The sequence below is a fragment of the Rossellomorea sp. ABR4_012 genome (assembly GCF_056159545.1).
Window position 1 is genome coordinate 781,550 of sequence record NZ_JBSWVK010000001.1, and the last position, 17,394, is coordinate 798,943.

16 protein-coding genes are annotated in these 17,394 nt (G+C 47.0%); 15 read left to right on the forward strand and 1 reads right to left on the reverse strand.

What is annotated here, in order from left to right; all coding sequences use genetic code 11:
- The first annotated feature begins 49 nt into the window (after positions 1-49).
- The 4 genes from ACXAFV_RS03895 (at position 50) to ACXAFV_RS03910 (ending at position 4,120) form a co-directional block, all read left to right on the forward strand.
- Positions 50-1,306 carry a sugar ABC transporter substrate-binding protein gene (locus ACXAFV_RS03895; protein WP_475124577.1) on the forward strand — a complete coding sequence of 419 codons (1,257 nt, stop codon included), beginning with the start codon at positions 50-52 and terminating at the stop codon, positions 1,304-1,306.
- Positions 1,307-1,380: 74 nt separating this feature from the next.
- Positions 1,381-2,334 (forward strand): carbohydrate ABC transporter permease, encoded by a 954-nt coding sequence (locus ACXAFV_RS03900; RefSeq protein ID WP_475124578.1) that lies wholly within the window; start codon positions 1,381-1,383, stop codon positions 2,332-2,334.
- A 25-nt stretch (positions 2,335-2,359) separates the two neighbouring features.
- Positions 2,360-3,163: a carbohydrate ABC transporter permease gene (locus ACXAFV_RS03905; protein ID WP_475124580.1), complete on the forward strand. Its 804-nt coding sequence runs from the start codon at positions 2,360-2,362 to the stop codon at positions 3,161-3,163.
- A 36-nt stretch (positions 3,164-3,199) separates the two neighbouring features.
- Positions 3,200-4,120, forward strand: coding sequence for a Gfo/Idh/MocA family protein (locus ACXAFV_RS03910; protein ID WP_475124581.1), 921 nt, complete (start codon positions 3,200-3,202; stop codon positions 4,118-4,120).
- Between the two features lie 139 nt (positions 4,121-4,259).
- On the opposite strand, the gene ACXAFV_RS03915 is transcribed toward ACXAFV_RS03910, so the two are convergent.
- A complete protein-coding gene (locus ACXAFV_RS03915) occupies positions 4,260-5,615 on the reverse strand; it encodes a GGDEF domain-containing protein (RefSeq protein WP_475124582.1) in 1,356 nt (451 codons plus the stop codon).
- Between the two features lie 211 nt (positions 5,616-5,826).
- Here ACXAFV_RS03915 and ACXAFV_RS03920 point away from each other — a divergent pair, with 211 nt between their 5' ends.
- The 11 genes from ACXAFV_RS03920 to nagA are packed head-to-tail and all read left to right on the forward strand — an operon-like array spanning position 5,827 to position 17,340.
- Positions 5,827-6,843 (forward strand): NAD-dependent epimerase/dehydratase family protein, encoded by a 1,017-nt coding sequence (locus ACXAFV_RS03920; protein ID WP_475124583.1) that lies wholly within the window; start codon positions 5,827-5,829, stop codon positions 6,841-6,843.
- On the forward strand, positions 6,844-7,899 hold the full coding sequence (locus ACXAFV_RS03925; RefSeq protein WP_475124584.1) for a dihydrodipicolinate synthase family protein: 1,056 nt from the start codon (positions 6,844-6,846) through the stop codon (positions 7,897-7,899). It begins immediately after the preceding gene.
- 37 nt (positions 7,900-7,936) lie between these two features.
- Positions 7,937-8,941, forward strand: a complete 1,005-nt coding sequence (locus ACXAFV_RS03930) for a zinc-dependent alcohol dehydrogenase (RefSeq protein ID WP_475124586.1) — start codon at positions 7,937-7,939, stop codon at positions 8,939-8,941.
- Positions 8,942-8,953: 12 nt separating this feature from the next.
- On the forward strand, positions 8,954-10,012 hold the full coding sequence (locus ACXAFV_RS03935; RefSeq protein ID WP_475124587.1) for a Gfo/Idh/MocA family protein: 1,059 nt from the start codon (positions 8,954-8,956) through the stop codon (positions 10,010-10,012).
- Between the two features lie 23 nt (positions 10,013-10,035).
- Complete coding sequence (locus ACXAFV_RS03940) at positions 10,036-11,088, forward strand: Gfo/Idh/MocA family protein (RefSeq protein ID WP_475124588.1); 1,053 nt, start codon at positions 10,036-10,038, stop codon at positions 11,086-11,088.
- Entirely contained in the window at positions 11,085-12,644 is a 1,560-nt protein-coding gene (locus tag ACXAFV_RS03945; protein WP_475124589.1) for an FAD-dependent oxidoreductase, read from the forward strand. The genes ACXAFV_RS03940 and ACXAFV_RS03945 overlap by 4 nt, the downstream gene beginning before the upstream one ends.
- Positions 12,645-12,661: 17 nt before the next feature.
- Positions 12,662-13,636: an acetylxylan esterase gene (locus ACXAFV_RS03950; protein ID WP_475124590.1), complete on the forward strand. Its 975-nt coding sequence runs from the start codon at positions 12,662-12,664 to the stop codon at positions 13,634-13,636.
- Positions 13,637-13,649: 13 nt separating this feature from the next.
- Entirely contained in the window at positions 13,650-14,489 is an 840-nt protein-coding gene (locus ACXAFV_RS03955; protein WP_475124591.1) for a sugar phosphate isomerase/epimerase family protein, read from the forward strand.
- A 10-nt stretch (positions 14,490-14,499) separates the two neighbouring features.
- The gene (locus ACXAFV_RS03960; protein WP_475124593.1) at positions 14,500-15,171 is read left to right on the forward strand and encodes a hypothetical protein; all 672 of its coding nucleotides are present in this window, start codon (positions 14,500-14,502) and stop codon (positions 15,169-15,171) included.
- Positions 15,168-16,142, forward strand: coding sequence for a Gfo/Idh/MocA family protein (locus ACXAFV_RS03965; protein ID WP_475124594.1), 975 nt, complete (start codon positions 15,168-15,170; stop codon positions 16,140-16,142). The genes ACXAFV_RS03960 and ACXAFV_RS03965 overlap by 4 nt, the downstream gene beginning before the upstream one ends.
- Positions 16,143-16,200: 58 nt before the next feature.
- On the forward strand, positions 16,201-17,340 hold the full coding sequence (gene nagA / locus ACXAFV_RS03970; protein ID WP_475124595.1) for an N-acetylglucosamine-6-phosphate deacetylase: 1,140 nt from the start codon (positions 16,201-16,203) through the stop codon (positions 17,338-17,340).
- Positions 17,341-17,394 lie beyond the last annotated feature (54 nt).

The following is a 17,394-nucleotide window of genomic DNA, read 5'->3' on the forward strand; positions in this document are numbered from 1 at the left end:
AAGCGATGTTTAACAAAGCAATAAAATAAAAAAGAAGAGGGGATCATTCATGAAGAAGAAATTGACATTTCTCTTAGTGTTAGTCATGGGGCTCATCCTGATGGCTGCGTGCAGCTCGAAGGATGAAAAGACAGGAGGAAAAGCTGGGGAAGGGGAAGTTTCCGGTGATATCACCGTATGGGTCCATCCATATACGGGTGATGCAGATGCAGAGAAAAAGATGTGGGATGAAATCATAGCTTCCTACCAGGAAAAATTTGATGTGGACGTTAAAATCGAAACCATTCCTTGGGCAAACCGTGATCAGAAGGTTCTTACAGCCTTAGCTGCAAATAATGGTCCGGATGTCTTTTATGCCATCCCTGACCAAATGCCTCAATATGCGAATGCAGGAATGCTTCTGGAGCTGGATTCATACCTGAAGGATAATGACATGGATGATTTTGTTGATACCGCAGTGCTTTCGACGAAATGGAAGGACAAAACATATGGTCTTCCAATCCTGCAGGAAGCTTATACGCTTTTCTACAATAAGGAAGTCATTAAAGCGATTGGAGAAGATCCTGAAAAACTTCCGGCAACGTGGGATGAATTCTCTGAATGGGCTAAAAAAGCGAAAGACAAAGGGTTCTACGCACTAAGCTATCAAGGTGGAGGATCTATGAACGGTACTTTATATCCATTCTTATGGCAAGCAGGCGGAGAGGTCATCACTCAGGATGACGAAGTGAAAATCAACAATGAAGCTGGTGTTGAAGCTTTTGAATTCATCAATAACATGTACGAAAAAGGCTGGATCCCGGAAGATTCAGTTACTGCAATGGAACACGATGCATTATGGAACGGCGGGAAAATGCTTGCTGTTCAAGGATCGGGGATTTCTTTGACAAATCTTCAAAAGAGCGGATTGGATTTCGTCATCGCTCCTCCGCTTAAAAACAAAGAACAGGCCACTTATGGTACAACCGGAATGTTCGTGGTTCCTTCAAATACTGACAACCCGGATGCAGCCGCTGAGTTTATCAAAGTGGTGACGAATGCTGAAAACCAACGTAAGTTTAACACGCTGACTCAGTATATCCCGACTCGTGAATCAGCGAAAGATATCTTCGACGATCAGAAATATTTAAGTCAGCTTTCTGAGTATACACAGTATGCGCAGCCAGGGGTTATTCATCCGATCGGCCGTTCCATCATGCCTGGGATCCAGGCAGAGGTCCAAACGATGATGGCAGGGGAGAAATCACCGAAGGAAGCAGCGGATGCAGCTGCAGAAGCAATCAAGGCGGAACTTGCTAAACAATAGTGTGTTAGACAGAGAGTACTGGTCTCTATGAGATTGGTACTCTCTGTTTCCTAACTTACATAAAGAAGAAGGTGATGAAACTGATTAACACAGAAACGGTTAAGCGTGAACTGAAAGTCAAAAATAAAAAATTACCTTTGAAAACACGGATCAAGCGTGAATGGGACAGGAATGCCATCGTGTACATTTTTCTGATCCCGACATTAATTCATTTCTTGATTTTTCAAATATTCCCGTTTGCGTTCAGTTTTGTTTTAACATTTTTGGATTGGAAAGTCATCGGAGACCCAGAATTTGTCGGGCTTAAGCACTGGATGAGGTTTTTGGAAGATAAATTAGCATGGAAAGCAATCTGGAATACGGTCCTTTTCTCCCTTTATTATATCGTTCCGACCATGGCGCTGGGATTGATATTGGCATTGATCATCAATTCAGGGGTATGGCTGAAAGGATTGTTTAAAGGCATTTTCTTTCTTCCTGTTGTCACATCATTTGTCATCATCGCAGGAATTTGGGGATGGCTCTTCAGAGGGACCGAATCAGGGATGGTGAACTACCTCTTAAGTCAATTCGGTATTGATACACAGTTGTTTTTGTCGGACTCGGGCCAGGCACTGATTGTCCTTGCAGGATTGAGTATTTTTAAAGTGGCGGGGAGTACGATGATTTATTATTTCGCCGGCCTGCAATCGATCGACAAACAGCTGTATGAATCGGCTAGAATCGACGGTGCCACCCCGTTCCGAATCTTCTGGTCCATTACATTCCCGCTGTTGAAGCCGATTCATTTTTACGTTGCGATCATCACGACAATCGGTTCGTTCCAGATCTTCGACTCCACGTTCCTTCTAACGGGCGGCGGGCCGAACTATGCGACTACGACGATTGTGTTCTATTTATATCAGCAAGGTTTCGGCGGGCTTAATTTAAGCTACGCAGCAGTTCTATCCTACGTGTTATTCTTTATCATTTTGGTCATCTCACTCATTCAGCGAAAGTATATGGGTCAGGAAACAAAGTATTATTAACCGCAGGAGTAAAGGGGGTTGAACAATGGGAAAGGTTATTAAATATTTCGCTTTAGCGATATTGGCTTTATGCTTCCTCTTGCCGTTTATCATCATGGCTTTAGGTTCTTTTAAAGATATGCAGTACGCATTATTGGATCCGTTATTCTGGATACCTGAGGATCCAACCCTGAGTAATTACACGTACTTGATTGGAAATGGACTATTTGTCAGATGGATTTTTAACTCAGTGGTCATTACGATTGTTCCGGTGTTCAGCCAAATGTTATTTTGTGCGATCCTCGGATACATTTTTGCAAAAAAGCAATTCCCTGGACGTGAGGTCATTTTCTGGGTATTCATGGCTGTCATCATGATTCCGCAGCAATTGCTGATCATTCCAAAGTACATCATGTTTGCAGACTTCGGATGGATCAACACATATTGGGCATTGATCATCCCCGAGCTTTGGGGGATCATGGGTGTTTTCCTCGTTCGCCAGTTCCTTCAAAGCATCCCGAATGACTTGGAAGAAGCTGCCCGCATCGACGGGGCGAATGATATCAAGGTGTTCTTTAAGGTGATCCTGCCGTTATCGATTCCTGTGGTAGCGACGGTCGGTACGTTTTCCTTCATCTCCAACTGGAATGATCTTTTCCAGCCGTTGATTTATATGACGAGGGAAGAAATGTTCCCGGTGACAGTCGGGTTGGCATCGATTCTCGGTAAGGAAGGGAATTTTGGAATCGAAATGGCCGGTTCGACGCTGTCATTCATCCCGACCTTCTTGATTTTCTTGTTCTTCCAGAGGTATTTCACTGAAGGGATCCAGATGTCGGGACTTAAGTAGATTCCTATACTCAGAGGAAAGGCGGGTGCCAGTTAAATGAAGGATCTCAGAATCGGCATGGTCGGGTTGGATACCTCTCATGCCTCAGTTTTTACCCGGTTATTGAACGATTCAGGCGGGGAACATCATGTTTCCGGCGGGAAAGTCATAAAAGCCTTCCCTGGCGGCTCACCCAACTTTGTATTAAGTTTCAATAGGATTGAAAGGATTACAGAGGAGGTTCGTCGATACGGGGTTGAAATAGTCAATACGCTGGAGGAAACTGCGGAAGGGACCGACGCTATCCTCCTTGAATCCGTTGATGGCGGCACCCATTTGGAGCAATTACGAAGATTGATCGTCTATAAGAAGCCGGTTTTTATCGATAAACCTTTTAGCTTAACATCTGCAGAATCTGAGGAAATGGCTGCCTTGTCAAACACATATGGCACCCCGATTATGAGTACGTCGGCTCTGCGTTTTTCAGAGGGATTAAGAAACGTATTGTCACGTTCAGATAAAGGGAGGATCATCGGGGCTGATTGTTTCGGGCCAATGGATATTCAGGATGGTCAGGGGTATTTCTGGTATGGGATCCATGCAATCGAAATGCTCTTCACGATCTTGGGAGAAGGGGCGGAAGCAGTAAGCGCCTGCTCGAATGATACCCAAGACTGCATTGTCGGACGATGGAAAGATGGAAGGTTTGGGACAGTCAGGGGCAATCGGCTGGGTAATCATCAATTCGGCGCTCTTGTCCATTTTGAAAATGGGACGGAGTATGTCGACATTGGTGCTGATTCTAAACCATTTTACGCAAGTCTGCTGGAGCAGGTCATCGACTTCTTTAAAGACGGAGTTTCGAGAGTCAAAATCAGTGAAACGCTTGAAGTGATCCGTTTTATCGAGGCAGCCAATGAAAGTAAAGTCTCAGAGAAGCAGGTGGATGTGGGCAGACTGAATAGTAAGAAAGTGTAAGATTCACTTTGGGAATTGTCCAGCTCCGGCGGCTAGAGGCTCGAGACATAAGCCATGCCATCCAAAAAGGCAAAGATCGCCTTTATGGCTGCCCTGTCTTATGCTTGTCGCCTCTGAGCGAGCCGCCTCCGCTTTTCTATTATACTTTTTCATCCATTGTAAAACTCAGCCTGTAGATGCGGCGAGGCCTGCCTTTGTGGGTCAATTTCTCTTCGCCGACGATGTCCACCAGTTCGGCATCCATCCATTTCAACAGGATCCGGTGGGCGCTCCTTACCGTAATGTTAAGGGTCGATGCAAGTTCCTGCGCCGTGTAATCGACAATTCCGTATCGTTCAACTCGTGCCATCAATTTGGTCATATAAGAGGCCGACATCCCTGCTTTTTCGGCTCTGTCGAGAAGCTCGGCATCCGTAATCGCCAAATCGTATCGTTCGTATTGGGTATTTGTCGTGATATCAACCGGACCAAGGACACTTCTATTTTCCCGGACAATATAGCACACATCCCCGCCCGAATCCTTAGCCTGCCTGAGTGCAAGCCGTGCATGGCTGCCTGCTTCGGCTGCGGTCGATCCAAAGCCTACCCCGATGCTCAAGGTGATGCCCATGGCATGATTGGTTTCCTGCAGAAGCGGGATGAATTTGTATCCGCGTGTTTCCCGTTCGAAGATGCCGCGGGTCGTGATGAAGGAGTATTCCTCACCACCGAGGTTGATCAAGTGCCCATCCAATTGTTTTATGTAATCAAGCAGCATTTGCTGGATGTTTAATTTTAATAATTGTACATCGTGTTCGGAATGATATTTCTCGGTGATTTTTTTAAAATCATCTACATTGATCAATCCAAATACGATTTGTGATTCCTTGTTCCTGCGTGTTTCTGTTGCGAGGAGGGCCCTCTCGAGGGAGACGATCATGTCCTGCTGGGTCGGGGTGACCCATTCGCAAGGGATATTCATTTCAGAAAGTCGCTTTGAAACTTCCTGGATACCGGTAAGTGCGATGGAACCCTGTATTTCATGATTTTCTACATGGAAATTGACGATGTCACTGATCAAGGGCGGGTTGGAATGCTTCTGGAATACCCTTAGTTCGTAGTATTCTTCCCCAAGTTCGACCAGTATTTTTTCAACATATTTCTTTTCGATGGTATCAATCGATAGGTTCTTCAGTCCATGGCTGCTTTTAATCAGAAAGAGAGATCTGTATAATCCGGTCCCCATTAACGGGACATGATGAACAGGGATGGGAAAATCCAGGAATTGTTTCGCGAGATTGTATAGATGATACTCGGTGAACATGAGGACATCCACATCGTACATTAAGTCTTTTGCGGCTTCAGCAATGATGCTTCCAGGTTTGATGACGGAGAAATAGGGCTTGAAATTCGGGAATGATTTCAATGTCTCTTTCGTTTGATCGACAAGCTCTTCTGGACCGATGATCCCTATATTGATTTCAGAGTTATCATGAATGGTTTTTTTGCTTCTCAACTTGCTCCCCCCAATGCGTCACATTATAGACATGTCTTTTTATCCAATGATACGTTTAATTATCAGAATTGTCAAAAATCTATTGCGGGAATTATTCATGTCTCCCCACTTTAAAGACCATTTAAAGACTTGTCTTTTAATAACCGGATTCATAAGATGTTGGTAAGTAATTTTCTGAAAGTTCAATCTTACAGTTTAGGAGAGTGGTTTGATGAAAACGATTGATGAATTAGAGGTTTTTATGACAGAGCCTTCACAAGCGCTGATTGAAGATGTAAGGAAGCTTGACGGAGATATCATGGTCGTCGGAGTAGGTGGGAAGATGGGTCCGACATTGGCCAAAATGGCGAAAAGGGCGATTGACAAGGCAGGGGTGGATAAAAAGGTTTATGGTGTATCGAGATTTTCAACGCCTGACTTGAGAAACGAATTGAATGCGTTCGGTATTCATACAATCTCAGCCGATTTATTGAAGGAGGAAGATCTGCAGGCTTTGCCTGAGGTGAAAAACATCATCTATATGGCTGGAAATAAGTTTGGAACCGTAGGGAATGAGCACTTTACTTGGGCCATGAACGCTTATCTGCCGGGAAGGTTCGCTGAGAAATTTCTGGAATCCCGTATCGTGGCATTTTCAACAGGCAATGTTTATCCGCTGACGGACGTGATCAAAAGTCATTGTGCAGAAGACCAGCCAGTCAATCCGATCGGGGAGTATGCCCAGTCGTGCCTGGGCCGTGAACGAGTACTCACTTACTTTTCCCATAAAAACAACACACCGGTGCTGATGTTCAGGTTGAATTATGCAATCGATCTTCGATATGGGGTTCTGCTTGAGGTGGCAAGACAGGTATACAACGGAAAGCCGGTCGACTTGACGATGGGAAATGTCAACGTCATCTGGCAGGGGGATGCGAACGAATATGCCATCCGGTCCCTGCTGCACACCGATTCACCACCTAAAGTCCTGAATGTGACGGGGCCAGAGACGATCTCCGTACGCTGGCTGGCCGAAGCCTTTGCAAAACGTTTCAAGAAACGGGCAGTGTTCGTCAATGAGGAGCAGCCTACAGCTCTGTTGAATGATGCTTCACAGGCACACAAGTTATTCGGTTATCCGAAAGTCACGATGCAGCAGATGATCGACATGACGGCAGATTGGGTGGAGCAGGACGGATATACGTATAACAAACCAACACATTTCCAAGAACGGCAAGGAGCGTTTTAGATGTTGAATCCAGCGGTCAAGAAATCATTACAAGAAGGGGCATTCATCCCGGCGCACCCCCTGGCGATAACGGAAAGGAAGGAACTGGACGAAAAAAGCCAGCGCGCATTGACACAGTATTATATCGATTCCGGAGTCGGCGGACTTGCCGTCGGGGTCCATACCACGCAATTTGAAATCCGAGATCCCAAGTTTAACCTTTATCAAAGGGTATTGAAGATTGCTGTCGAAGAGATGAAAAGAGCGAATGTCCCTGATTCTTTCATAAAAGTGGCGGGGATCTGCGGCCCGGTTGATCAGGCGGTTGAAGAAGCTGAATTCAGCATGGCAGCCGGTTATGACCTGGGGCTACTGAGTATGGGAGGCTTACAGGATCATTCAGAGGAACAGCTGCTGGAACGCACAAAAAAAGTGGCTGAAATCATCCCGGTATTCGGATTCTATCTGCAGCCGGCCGTCGGGGGCAGGGTATTATCCTACGAGTTTTGGGAAGCATTCGCAGACATCCCGAATGTTCACGCCATCAAACTCGCCCCGTTCGACAGGTATTTGACAACTGAGGTCGTCAGGGCAGTCTGCCATTCCAATCGGAGCGATGATATTGCCCTCTACACTGGAAACGATGATAACATCGTCAATGATTTATTGACGACCTATAAATTCAATGTTGATGGAGATGCGAAAGAGAAGAAGATTGTCGGCGGCCTGCTGGGGCATTGGTCGGTCTGGACGAAACGGGCGGTCGAATTGTTCCATGAAATCAAACAATTGAAACCGCACGAGTGTGTTCCTGATCGAATGCTTACCCTTGCTCATGAAATCACCGATGCAAACGGAGCCTTCTTTGATGCGAAGAATCAATTCAAGGGAAGTATTGCGGGAATCAATCAGGTCCTGGCTGCACAGGGGTTGATGAAAGGACGATGGTGTCTGATTGACAAGGAAGTATTGAGTCCCGGTCAACTGGATGAAATCAACCGTGTTCACGCAGCATATCCTCATTTGCATGACGATTCTTTCGTAGAAAAGAACTTGGCAAGGTGGCTGGGTAACTAGAAAAGATTTTTGTAGAGGAAATGGGAGGAAAGTGATGATGAGGAAAATAATAGTCCGCAATAAACAGGTGGAAATCGTACAAGAGGAGCGGCCGGAAGTAAAACCTTCCTATCTCCTGGTCAACACTCTTTATTCGGCGATTTCCCCTGGTACAGAGTTAACGATTCTTCAAAACAGTGAAGATACCCCGATCACGCTCGGCTATAGTGCAATGGGGGTGGTTGAAGAAGTGGGGAGCGGCATCACAAATGTGAAAAAAGGGGATCTTGTAGCAGTTTACGGTGCCCCTTATGTCCAACATGCCGATACCCTTCTTGTACCCAAGACGCTCTATGCAAAGGTACCTGAGAATGTAAAGCCGAAAGAAGCAGCCCTTGGGGGGATAGGGGCGATTGCCATCCATGCGCTCAGAATAGCCAATCTGCAATTCGGTGAAACGGTTGTAATCGTCGGAATGGGACTGCTCGGTCAGATGATCGTGAAGATTGCCAATGCTGCTTCCTATCATGTGATTACATATGACCTGCACGATGAACGGGTGGAAATGATCAAGGGGATGCCTGGTATTAAAGCATTTTCGACGGCAGAAGAAATGAAAGCCGAACTGGATCGAAGCACAAATGGAGAAGGGGCAGACGCAATTTTATTATGTGCGGGAGGGAAGAAGTCACCATTGACCGGCCAGAGCCTGGAGTGGATAAGGAACAAAGGGAAAGTGGTCATCGTCGGTGATATCGAGCCGGACTTTCCTAGGAACTTGATGTTCAGTAAAGAAGCACAGCTCCTGATTTCGCGCGCCGGTGGTCCTGGCCGGTACGATAAGGTTTATGAGGCGGAAGCCATCGACTATCCATACGGCTTTGTCCGTTGGACGGAGGGAAGGAATCTGGGTGAATATATCCGGCTGGTGAGCGAAGGGCGAATCGATGTGGGACCTTTCATCCGGGATGAAGTTGAAATAAGTGAAGCACCTGCTGCATATGAAGAGCTCTTGAATAAGCCATCTGCTACATTGACGAAAATAATCAACTTCTACAGTTAAGGAGTGGTGTGGATGAAAAGTGATTTACACATTGGGTTAATTGGAATTGGATCCATTGCGGAATCCAGTCATATTCCAAACTTGAAGGCTGCACCCGATGTTACGCTGGCTGCAGTGGCCGATGTGGATCTTGACCGGGTGAGGCTCATCTCTCAAAGATATGATATCCCCCGGTTTTTTCAAAATGCAGAAGAGATGTTCGAGAAGTCTGATTTGGATGCCGTCATGATTTGTACACCCAATATGACCCATATCCCGATTGCCGTGAAGGCTGCCGAAAAAGGGATCCATGTTTTCATGGAAAAGCCGATTGGGACGGATCTAAAAGAAGTGGAAGAATACTTAAAACTTGCAAAAGAAATGAATGTGTTGACGATGGTCGGTATGCCCCATCGTTTTCGTCATGAAGCAAAAATATTGAAAGCATATGCATCAAAGGGTGCCTTCGGGAATGTCTATTATGTGAAAGCTAAGCTTTTCAGGCGCAGGGGAACACCAAAGGGGTGGTTCACGAATAAGTCACTGGCCGGCGGCGGGGCACTGATGGATATAGGTGTTCATGTTCTGGATCTGGCATGGTGGCTGATCGGCAGGCCGGAAGTGCAAAGCATCACAGGAAAAACAATCGCAGGTCTCGGGAACTATGAAACGAAATATGTATCGAGCTGGAAATCGAGCAACAAACAATTAAACAGCAGTCGTACCTTCAATGTAGAGGATTTTGGTGCAGCCTGGATCCGTTTCCGGAACGGGGCCGTCCTTTCATTGGAAACTGCCTGGGCGGTGAATGGCGAACAGGATGAAGGAATCGCGATTGAAATCTTTGGAGACAGGAGCGGTGCCGCTTTATTCCCATTGTCCATTTTTACAGAAGTGGATGGCCTTCTCAGTAAGCATCAGCCTGTTTTTGAGAAAAATGAACCGTTCAAGGATGAAATCGACCACTTTATCCATTGCATTCGAACAGGTTCTCGTCCGTTGATTGATGGGGAGGATGGATATGAAGTGCTGAAATTACTGTTGGGAATCTATGAATCTTCTTCACTGGAAAAAGAAATTCGATTCGATTAACTCGACGAGGGGAGAGAGGATGCATGTTGAAAGTAGGGGTTATCGGGACTGGTTCCATTTCGGAATTTCACATAAAGCCATACATGGCAAATGAAGAGGTGGAGATCGTCGCTCTATGTGATCTGAATGAGGCGAGGCTCACAGAAAAAGGAAAGGTGTATGGAGTAACGCAATTGTACAGCGATTACAGGGAGCTGCTTCAAAATGATGAAATCGATGCAGTCAGCATCTGTACCTGGAACAATTCACACTCAGAAATCGCCATATCCGCACTGAATGCAGGGAAACATGTACTGGTTGAAAAGCCTTTATGCATGACCGTCGAAGAAGCACTGGAGGTGGAAGCAGCGGTTGAAGCGTCTGGGAAGATCCTGCAGGTCGGGTTCGTAAGGCGTCACGGCGACAACGCCAAGATTTTGAAGAAATTCGTGGAACATGGGGAACTCGGGGAAATCTATTACGCGAAAACATCGTGTCTTCGAAGGCTGGGCAATCCCGGCGGCTGGTTCAGCGACCGGACGAAATCAGGCGGTGGTCCGCTGATCGATCTCGGGGTCCATATGATCGATATCTGCTGGTACTTCATGGGGAAGCCGAAGCCTGTATCTGTAAGCGGGAATGCATATAAGAAACTAGGCAACAGAAGCCATATAGAGAATCTATCATTCTATCAGGCGGCTGATTATGATCCGGTGCATAATGATGTTGAAGATTTGACGAATGCCCTCATCCGGTTTGAAAACGGTGCGTCCTTGTTGGTCGATGTAAGCTTCACATTACAAGCTAAAAAGGATGAATTGTACGTCAAGCTGTTCGGGGATAAGGGAGGCGCAGAAATCGAGCCGGAACTCGCGATCGTTACAGAGAAGCATAATACGATACTGAACATCACCCCCCAGGTGGATGACCTGAAGTTTGACTTCACAAAAGCCTTCCATAACGAAATCAATCATTTTGTTTCATGCTGTCTTGAAGGAAAAGAAACCATCGCTCCCGTATCGGATGGCGTTCAGGTCATGAAAATGCTTAACGCTGTATACGAATCAGCGCGGACTGGTAAGGAAGTGTATCTATGAGAAATGATAAAAACGTTGATTTACTCATTGCCGGAGGAGGACTCGGCGGATGTGCAGCAGCGATGGCAGCCTGCTCGAGAGGCCTGAAGGTGATCATGACCGAAGAGACGGATTGGATAGGCGGCCAGGTTACCGCACAGGGCGTGCCGCCGGATGAACATCGCTGGATCGAAGAATTCGGCTGTACAAAAAGGTACCGGAACTATCGCAATAGAGTAAGAGAAACATACCGGAAGAATATGAATCTTACCCCACAGAAAGAAAAACTGAATCCCGGGAACGGTTTGGTAAGCAATATCTGTCATGACCCGCGCGTCACCCTTCATGTATTGAATGAAATGCTCCTGCCCCATCTATTGACCGGCGGTCTGCAAATTCTCCGCGATACAAGGGTGAGCTCTGTAACGAAAGAAGGAAAAAAGCTGCACACGATGACGCTGTTGAATGAGAAGGCAGGGGTCACGGGGGAAGTGGCAGCGAAGTATTTTATCGATGCGACGGAAGCGGGTGATATTCTGCCTCTTGCCGGAATGGACTATGTGACCGGTGCAGAGGCAAGGACTGATACCGGTGAACCGCATGCTTTGGAAGAAGCTGATCCTTTGGATATTCAGGCTTTCACGTATGTCCTCGGGATGGAATACCGGGATGGTGAGGATCATACAATCCCCGAACCCGCAATGTATTCGTTCTGGAAGGATTTCCATCCTGATATCTGGCCGGATAAATTACTCAGCTTCTTCGCACCCCACCCCATCACCAAGGAAAAAAGGAAGTATACGCTGTTCCGGGAAAAAGAAGGGTTCCCGCTCTGGGAATACCGGCGGATCTTTGATGGCAGTCAATTTGGTGGATTGGCGTCTGGCATTGGGGATGTCACATTGATGAACTGGCCGCAAAATGATTACTTTCTCGGGAATATCTACGAGGTGCCGGAGGGTGAGAAAGAAAAGAATCTGTATCAAGGGAAACAGCTAAGCCTCTCGCTCCTTTATTGGCTCCAGACGGAGGCACCGAGGCCAGACGGAGGAAAAGGATACCCGGGACTGAAATTGAGGAAAGACTTATTCGAGACGGAGGACGGACTGGCAAAAGCCCCTTATATAAGAGAATCGAGACGCATCAAAGCCGAGTATACAGTCGTCGAGCAGGATGTGTCCCCGGACTTCAATGATGGACCGGCAGGCAAGAAGTTCGTTGACCGGGTCGGAATAGGATCTTACAGCATCGACCTGCATCCGAGCATGGCCGGCAGGAATTATCTCGATATCAATGCCCTCCCGTTTTATATCCCGATGGGCGCGCTTATCCCAAAAGATGCTGATAACCTCCTCGCAGGATGTAAAAATATCGGGACTACCCATATTACAAACGGCTGTTTCAGGCTGCATCCGGTCGAATGGAATATCGGGGAGGCGTGCGGGGCCCTCGCTGCCTTTTGTATCGAACATCGCGCAGATCCTCAAGTAGTCCGGGAAGAACCGACACTATTAAAGAAGTTCCAGCAACGACTGCGGGAAGACGGCTTTGAGCTTGAATGGCCTTTTAATGAATGAAAGCGGGGTGATTCCATTTGGGTAGGAACGTCGGAGATTTTCCACTTGAACAATTACGTGAATATCTGCCTGGATTATTCGGAAGGCCATCAGATTTCCAAGTATTCTGGTCGAGGCAGAAAGATAAGGTGAAGTCTTTCCGTCCAACGGTTAAGGCTTCAAGGCGCCCGTATCCCGTACCGTCAGTAGAAGTGACCGATCTCGTACTTGAAAGCTGGGACGAAACGCCTCTGACCGGGATCTTCGTCAAACCGGCAGGAGTGAAGGAATGCCCGGTCATCGTTTGTTTCCACGGCTACACAGGCAGCTGCGGACTGGCGGCCGATTACTTAAAATGGACAGCGCTCGGTGTGGCTGTCTATTCATTTGATGTGCGCGGTCAGGGGTCTTCCCCTGATTATGCAAGGTACGAAAACGGGAGCAGGGTTCCAGGCTGGATGCTGAACGGTATCCTTTCTCATGAAAACTATTATTATACCAATGTGTACCGGGATCTTATCGTACAGCTGCAATGGGCACGATCGGAAGAGGCGCTTGTTGCCCCATCATCATTTGGGGTGATGGGTTCCTCACAGGGAGGCGGGCTGGCGCTTGCTGCAGCGGGTCTCAGGGATGGTATCGATTATGTTGTTTCAGATTGGCCGTTCATGACCCACTTCGACCGTGCGCTTGACATTGCACTTCAAGGACCATATATGGAAATCGTGAACTATTTTAAGTGGAATGACCCCCAGGGCAAAACTCAGGATACGGTGAAGAAGACATTAAGCTACATTGATAGTCTCCATTTCTGCGATTCTATCACCTGCCCGGCTTTGATGGCTGTCGGATTGGAAGACAGCGTCACGCCGCCTTCAACCGTTTTTGCAGCCTATAATCATCTGCAGACAAACGAACGAGAAATAGAAGTTTATCCTCAGTTCACTCATGAGATGAACGGGTTTCATGAAGAAAAAAGGCTCGCCTTCGTTGCAAGGCAGATAACGAAATAAGGAGGGATCTCCCATGAGGATCAGCGTTAGCATGTACAGTCTCGCATCGACGATCAGAAAAGAAAATTGGTCCATACTTGATTTTATTGATTATGCCAAGCGAATTTCCTTGGATGGTGTCGAGCTGCTTGATTTTTACTGGAAAGATGATGACAGAGAAAAGGAAATAGAACGTGTCAATCAAGCATTGAAGGAAAACGGCCTGGTCGTATCCGCTTATGATGTATCAAACAATTTTGTGAAAGATTCCGAAGAAGAACGTGCTAAAGAAGCTGAGAAGGTCCTGGAAGGAATTGATACCGCAAAGAAGCTCGGTACAAACATCGTACGTGTATTCTGCGGTGACCTTCATGGTGACTTGACTTATGAAGAGGGTCAAAGTTGGATTGTGGAAGGACTGAAAAAGTGTGCTGAAAAAGCGGAAAAAGATCAAGTCTATTTAGCGATTGAAAACCACGGGCTTCTTGCCGGGAAGAGTGGGCAGGTTCAAGAAATCATTGAAAAGGTGGACAGTCCTTTCGTTAGGTCAACCTTTGACACAGGAAACTTTTTGCTCGTGCACGAAGAGCCACAGCATGCTTTCGACAGATTAAAGCAAGATATCGTGCATGTGCACTTTAAGGATTTCAGGGTAAAAGAAGCAGATGAAGAGTTGAAAGGGTTCAAATCGACAAAAGGTGTCGAGTTGATTGGGACCGTGCCAGGAGATGGGCAGGTTGATTTGGCCTATATTGTAGAAGGGTTGAAGGGTTCGAATTATCGGGGATGGCTCTCGATTGAATATGAGGGGCATGATGATGCGAAAGAGTCGAATGAAGAAGCCGTCAGACGCCTGAAAAAACTGTTGGGATAGGAGGTTTCGTATGAGGAATGCGGTGATAGGGAAATTAGATAAGATTGACCAGAGCGCCGTACAGGATGAGACGGTGCTCCTTTCCAGGGAAGATGGAAATGGGACAGTGGATAAATTAAAAGCGGATAACCTGTTTATTCCGGTGGAATTAGCCGCGGTTTACAACGGCAAGAAGAACGTAAACGTCTATTTTGATCTTGAGCTTTATCCATTTTTTCAGAGAATAAAAGAAGTCATTTCAGCTGACGGGGATGCCAAGGGGGTCCTCAGGCTGAGGAGGACTATCCCGGAAAACGGCAGTGAGTCTGTTCTATATGGGGACCTTTTCGTTCTGTCAGCCATCGCCGGTGAACCTGAAGATCTCCGTGTAAGGTCCACGAATCGTGAGGTCACTCCCCAACATATCATTCTTACGATTCGGTTTGGCGGCGGGAAGATGGTACATGCAGAGTACACATTCGGGGGAGTGGAAGAAAGGATTGAAGTTGAATGGAGCGGCATCAAAACAATCGCCGAGTTCGACAGTGAAGAAATGACCCCTATCAAACCTAACGGCCACACCCGTCTGCCGCTCGTTTATTCTGTTGATGACATTCTTGAAAAGTCGCGCAGGGCTGATGAGAGATTTTATGAGCAGTTGGAAACATATAAGACTCTTTTAGGAGGGGGCGGCAATCTATGAAAATCGGAATGATGAGCTTTGCCCACATGCATGCATACAGCTATGCAGACAGTCTGATGAAACTGCCGGATGTAGAGATCGCTGGGGTTTATGATGACGATGAGAAGCGTGGGAAAGAAGCTGCCGTAACCTTTCACACGAAGTACTTTCGGGATCAGGCGGACTTCCTTGCTGCGGATATGGACGCCGTCATCATCTGCAGTGAAAACAGCCGCCATAAAGAAATGGTCGTGAACGCGGCTAAAGCAAAAAAGCATATCCTTTGTGAAAAACCGATTGCCACGAATATGGAAGATGCCGAAGAGATGATTGCCGTCTGTGAAGAGCAGGGGGTGATCCTGCAGATTGCCTTCCCGGTCAGATTCAGCAACCCGATCATGCGCTTGAAGAATATGATCGATGATGGCGAACTCGGTGACATTGTGGCCTTCCGGACGACCAACCGGGGACAAAATCCCGGCGGGTGGTTCATCGATCCGGAGAAGTCAGGGGGAGGGGCGGTGCTGGATCACACCGTTCATATGGTGGACATCATGCGCTGGTACTCTGGAAAGGAAATTTCCTCTGTCCACGCCGTCGTCGATTCCTTTTTCCATGACATTGAGATTGACGATGCCGGGATTCTGACCCTTGAGTTTGAGAATGGGGTGATTGCCTCCCATGACGCAAGCTGGTCGAGGTTTGCTGAATACCCTGTGTGGGGTGATGCGACAATCGAGGTGATCGGGACGAAACGTACTGTCAGGGCCGATGCCTTCAAAGAACACATCAGACTTTTTAAGACCGGCAGCAAATCTTTGGAGCATGTCTTCTACGGGAACGACATGGATTACGGACTCATAAAAGACTTTGTAGACTGTGTTGAAAAGAAAAGGGAGCCTTCCATCACGGGATACGATGGCCTCAAGGCACTCGAAGCTGCACTTGCAGCATACAAATCAAGTGATTCAAAAAAGACTGTTCATCTTTAAATGGGAAAGGGGTAAGGGGACAGGTCCGTTGACCCATTTTAAAAGGGAGGAACTTGGTATGTTTTATTTGAAAGGTGACCTCATTACAGAAGGGCAAAGACATCAAAACAAAATGGTCGGGATTTTAAATGGGAAAATCACGTTTGTCGGAGACGCCCCACCCTCCACAGGTGCAATAGTGTATGAAACCAAGGGGGTAATCTGTCCGGGCTTTGTCGACCTTCATATCCACGGTGTCAGCGGCTTCGACTTTATGGATTCTCGTGAGGCCTTTAACGAGATCGCCAATCAGCTTCCCCGTTTTGGAGTCACTTCTTTTCTGGCTACTTCGAGGACAGCTGAACCGCCTGAACTTATCAATTTCATGGAGTCCGCCCAAGGGTTCAAGGGGTCCCCTTCCTCTGGTGCCCAGCTGCTTGGTGTTCATGTAGAGGGCCCGTGGATCAGCCCCAAATACCCGGGGGCCCAGCAAAAGTCGCTCATCCGCAATTTTACAGTTGAGGATGTGGAACAAATTCTCATTCCTTTCTCCGACATCATTTCGATCATCACACTCGCACCTGAAGAAGTAGGGGATCATTCCCTAATTGCAAGACTCCGTTCAAAAGGGATCTGTCTTTCTGCAGGGCATACAAATGCAGCCCTTGACGAAATTAGAGAAGCGATAAAGTACGGTTTGACACAGACCACCCATACGTTCAACGCCATGAGTCCGATCCATCACCGGCAACCCGGAGCGGCCGCCGCCGCCCTTTATTTTGATGAACTGTCCTGTGAAGTCATTGCAGACGGTCATCACGTTCATGCTGATATGATCGGGCTTTTGTTAAAAGTCAAAGGCAGGGAGAAAATGATGCTCGTATCAGATTGTACAGGTTATAACGATTTAGAAGACGGTGAATATTTTTATCGCGGAAAGGATCTGATCGTAACCGGTCACAAGGTGACGTTGAAGGGCGGTACGCTGGCAGGGAGTGCAATTACGCTCGACAAAGGAGTGAAATATGCGGTTGAGCATTGCGGCATTCAACTGGAGGATGCTGTTTATATGGCAAGTTGCGGCCCGCTTAAATCCATCGGGAAGGAGGATGGAAAAGGAAGGATCAAGGAAGGGTACAATGCTGATTTTGTTGTGCTAAATAAAGAATTGTCAGTAGAAATGACCATCGTCAATGGGGAAATCGTTTATGAGAAATGAGTGAGCTGAAATCGTATGCTTGCTCATTTTTTTGTTTGTAAAAAGGAAAGTAGG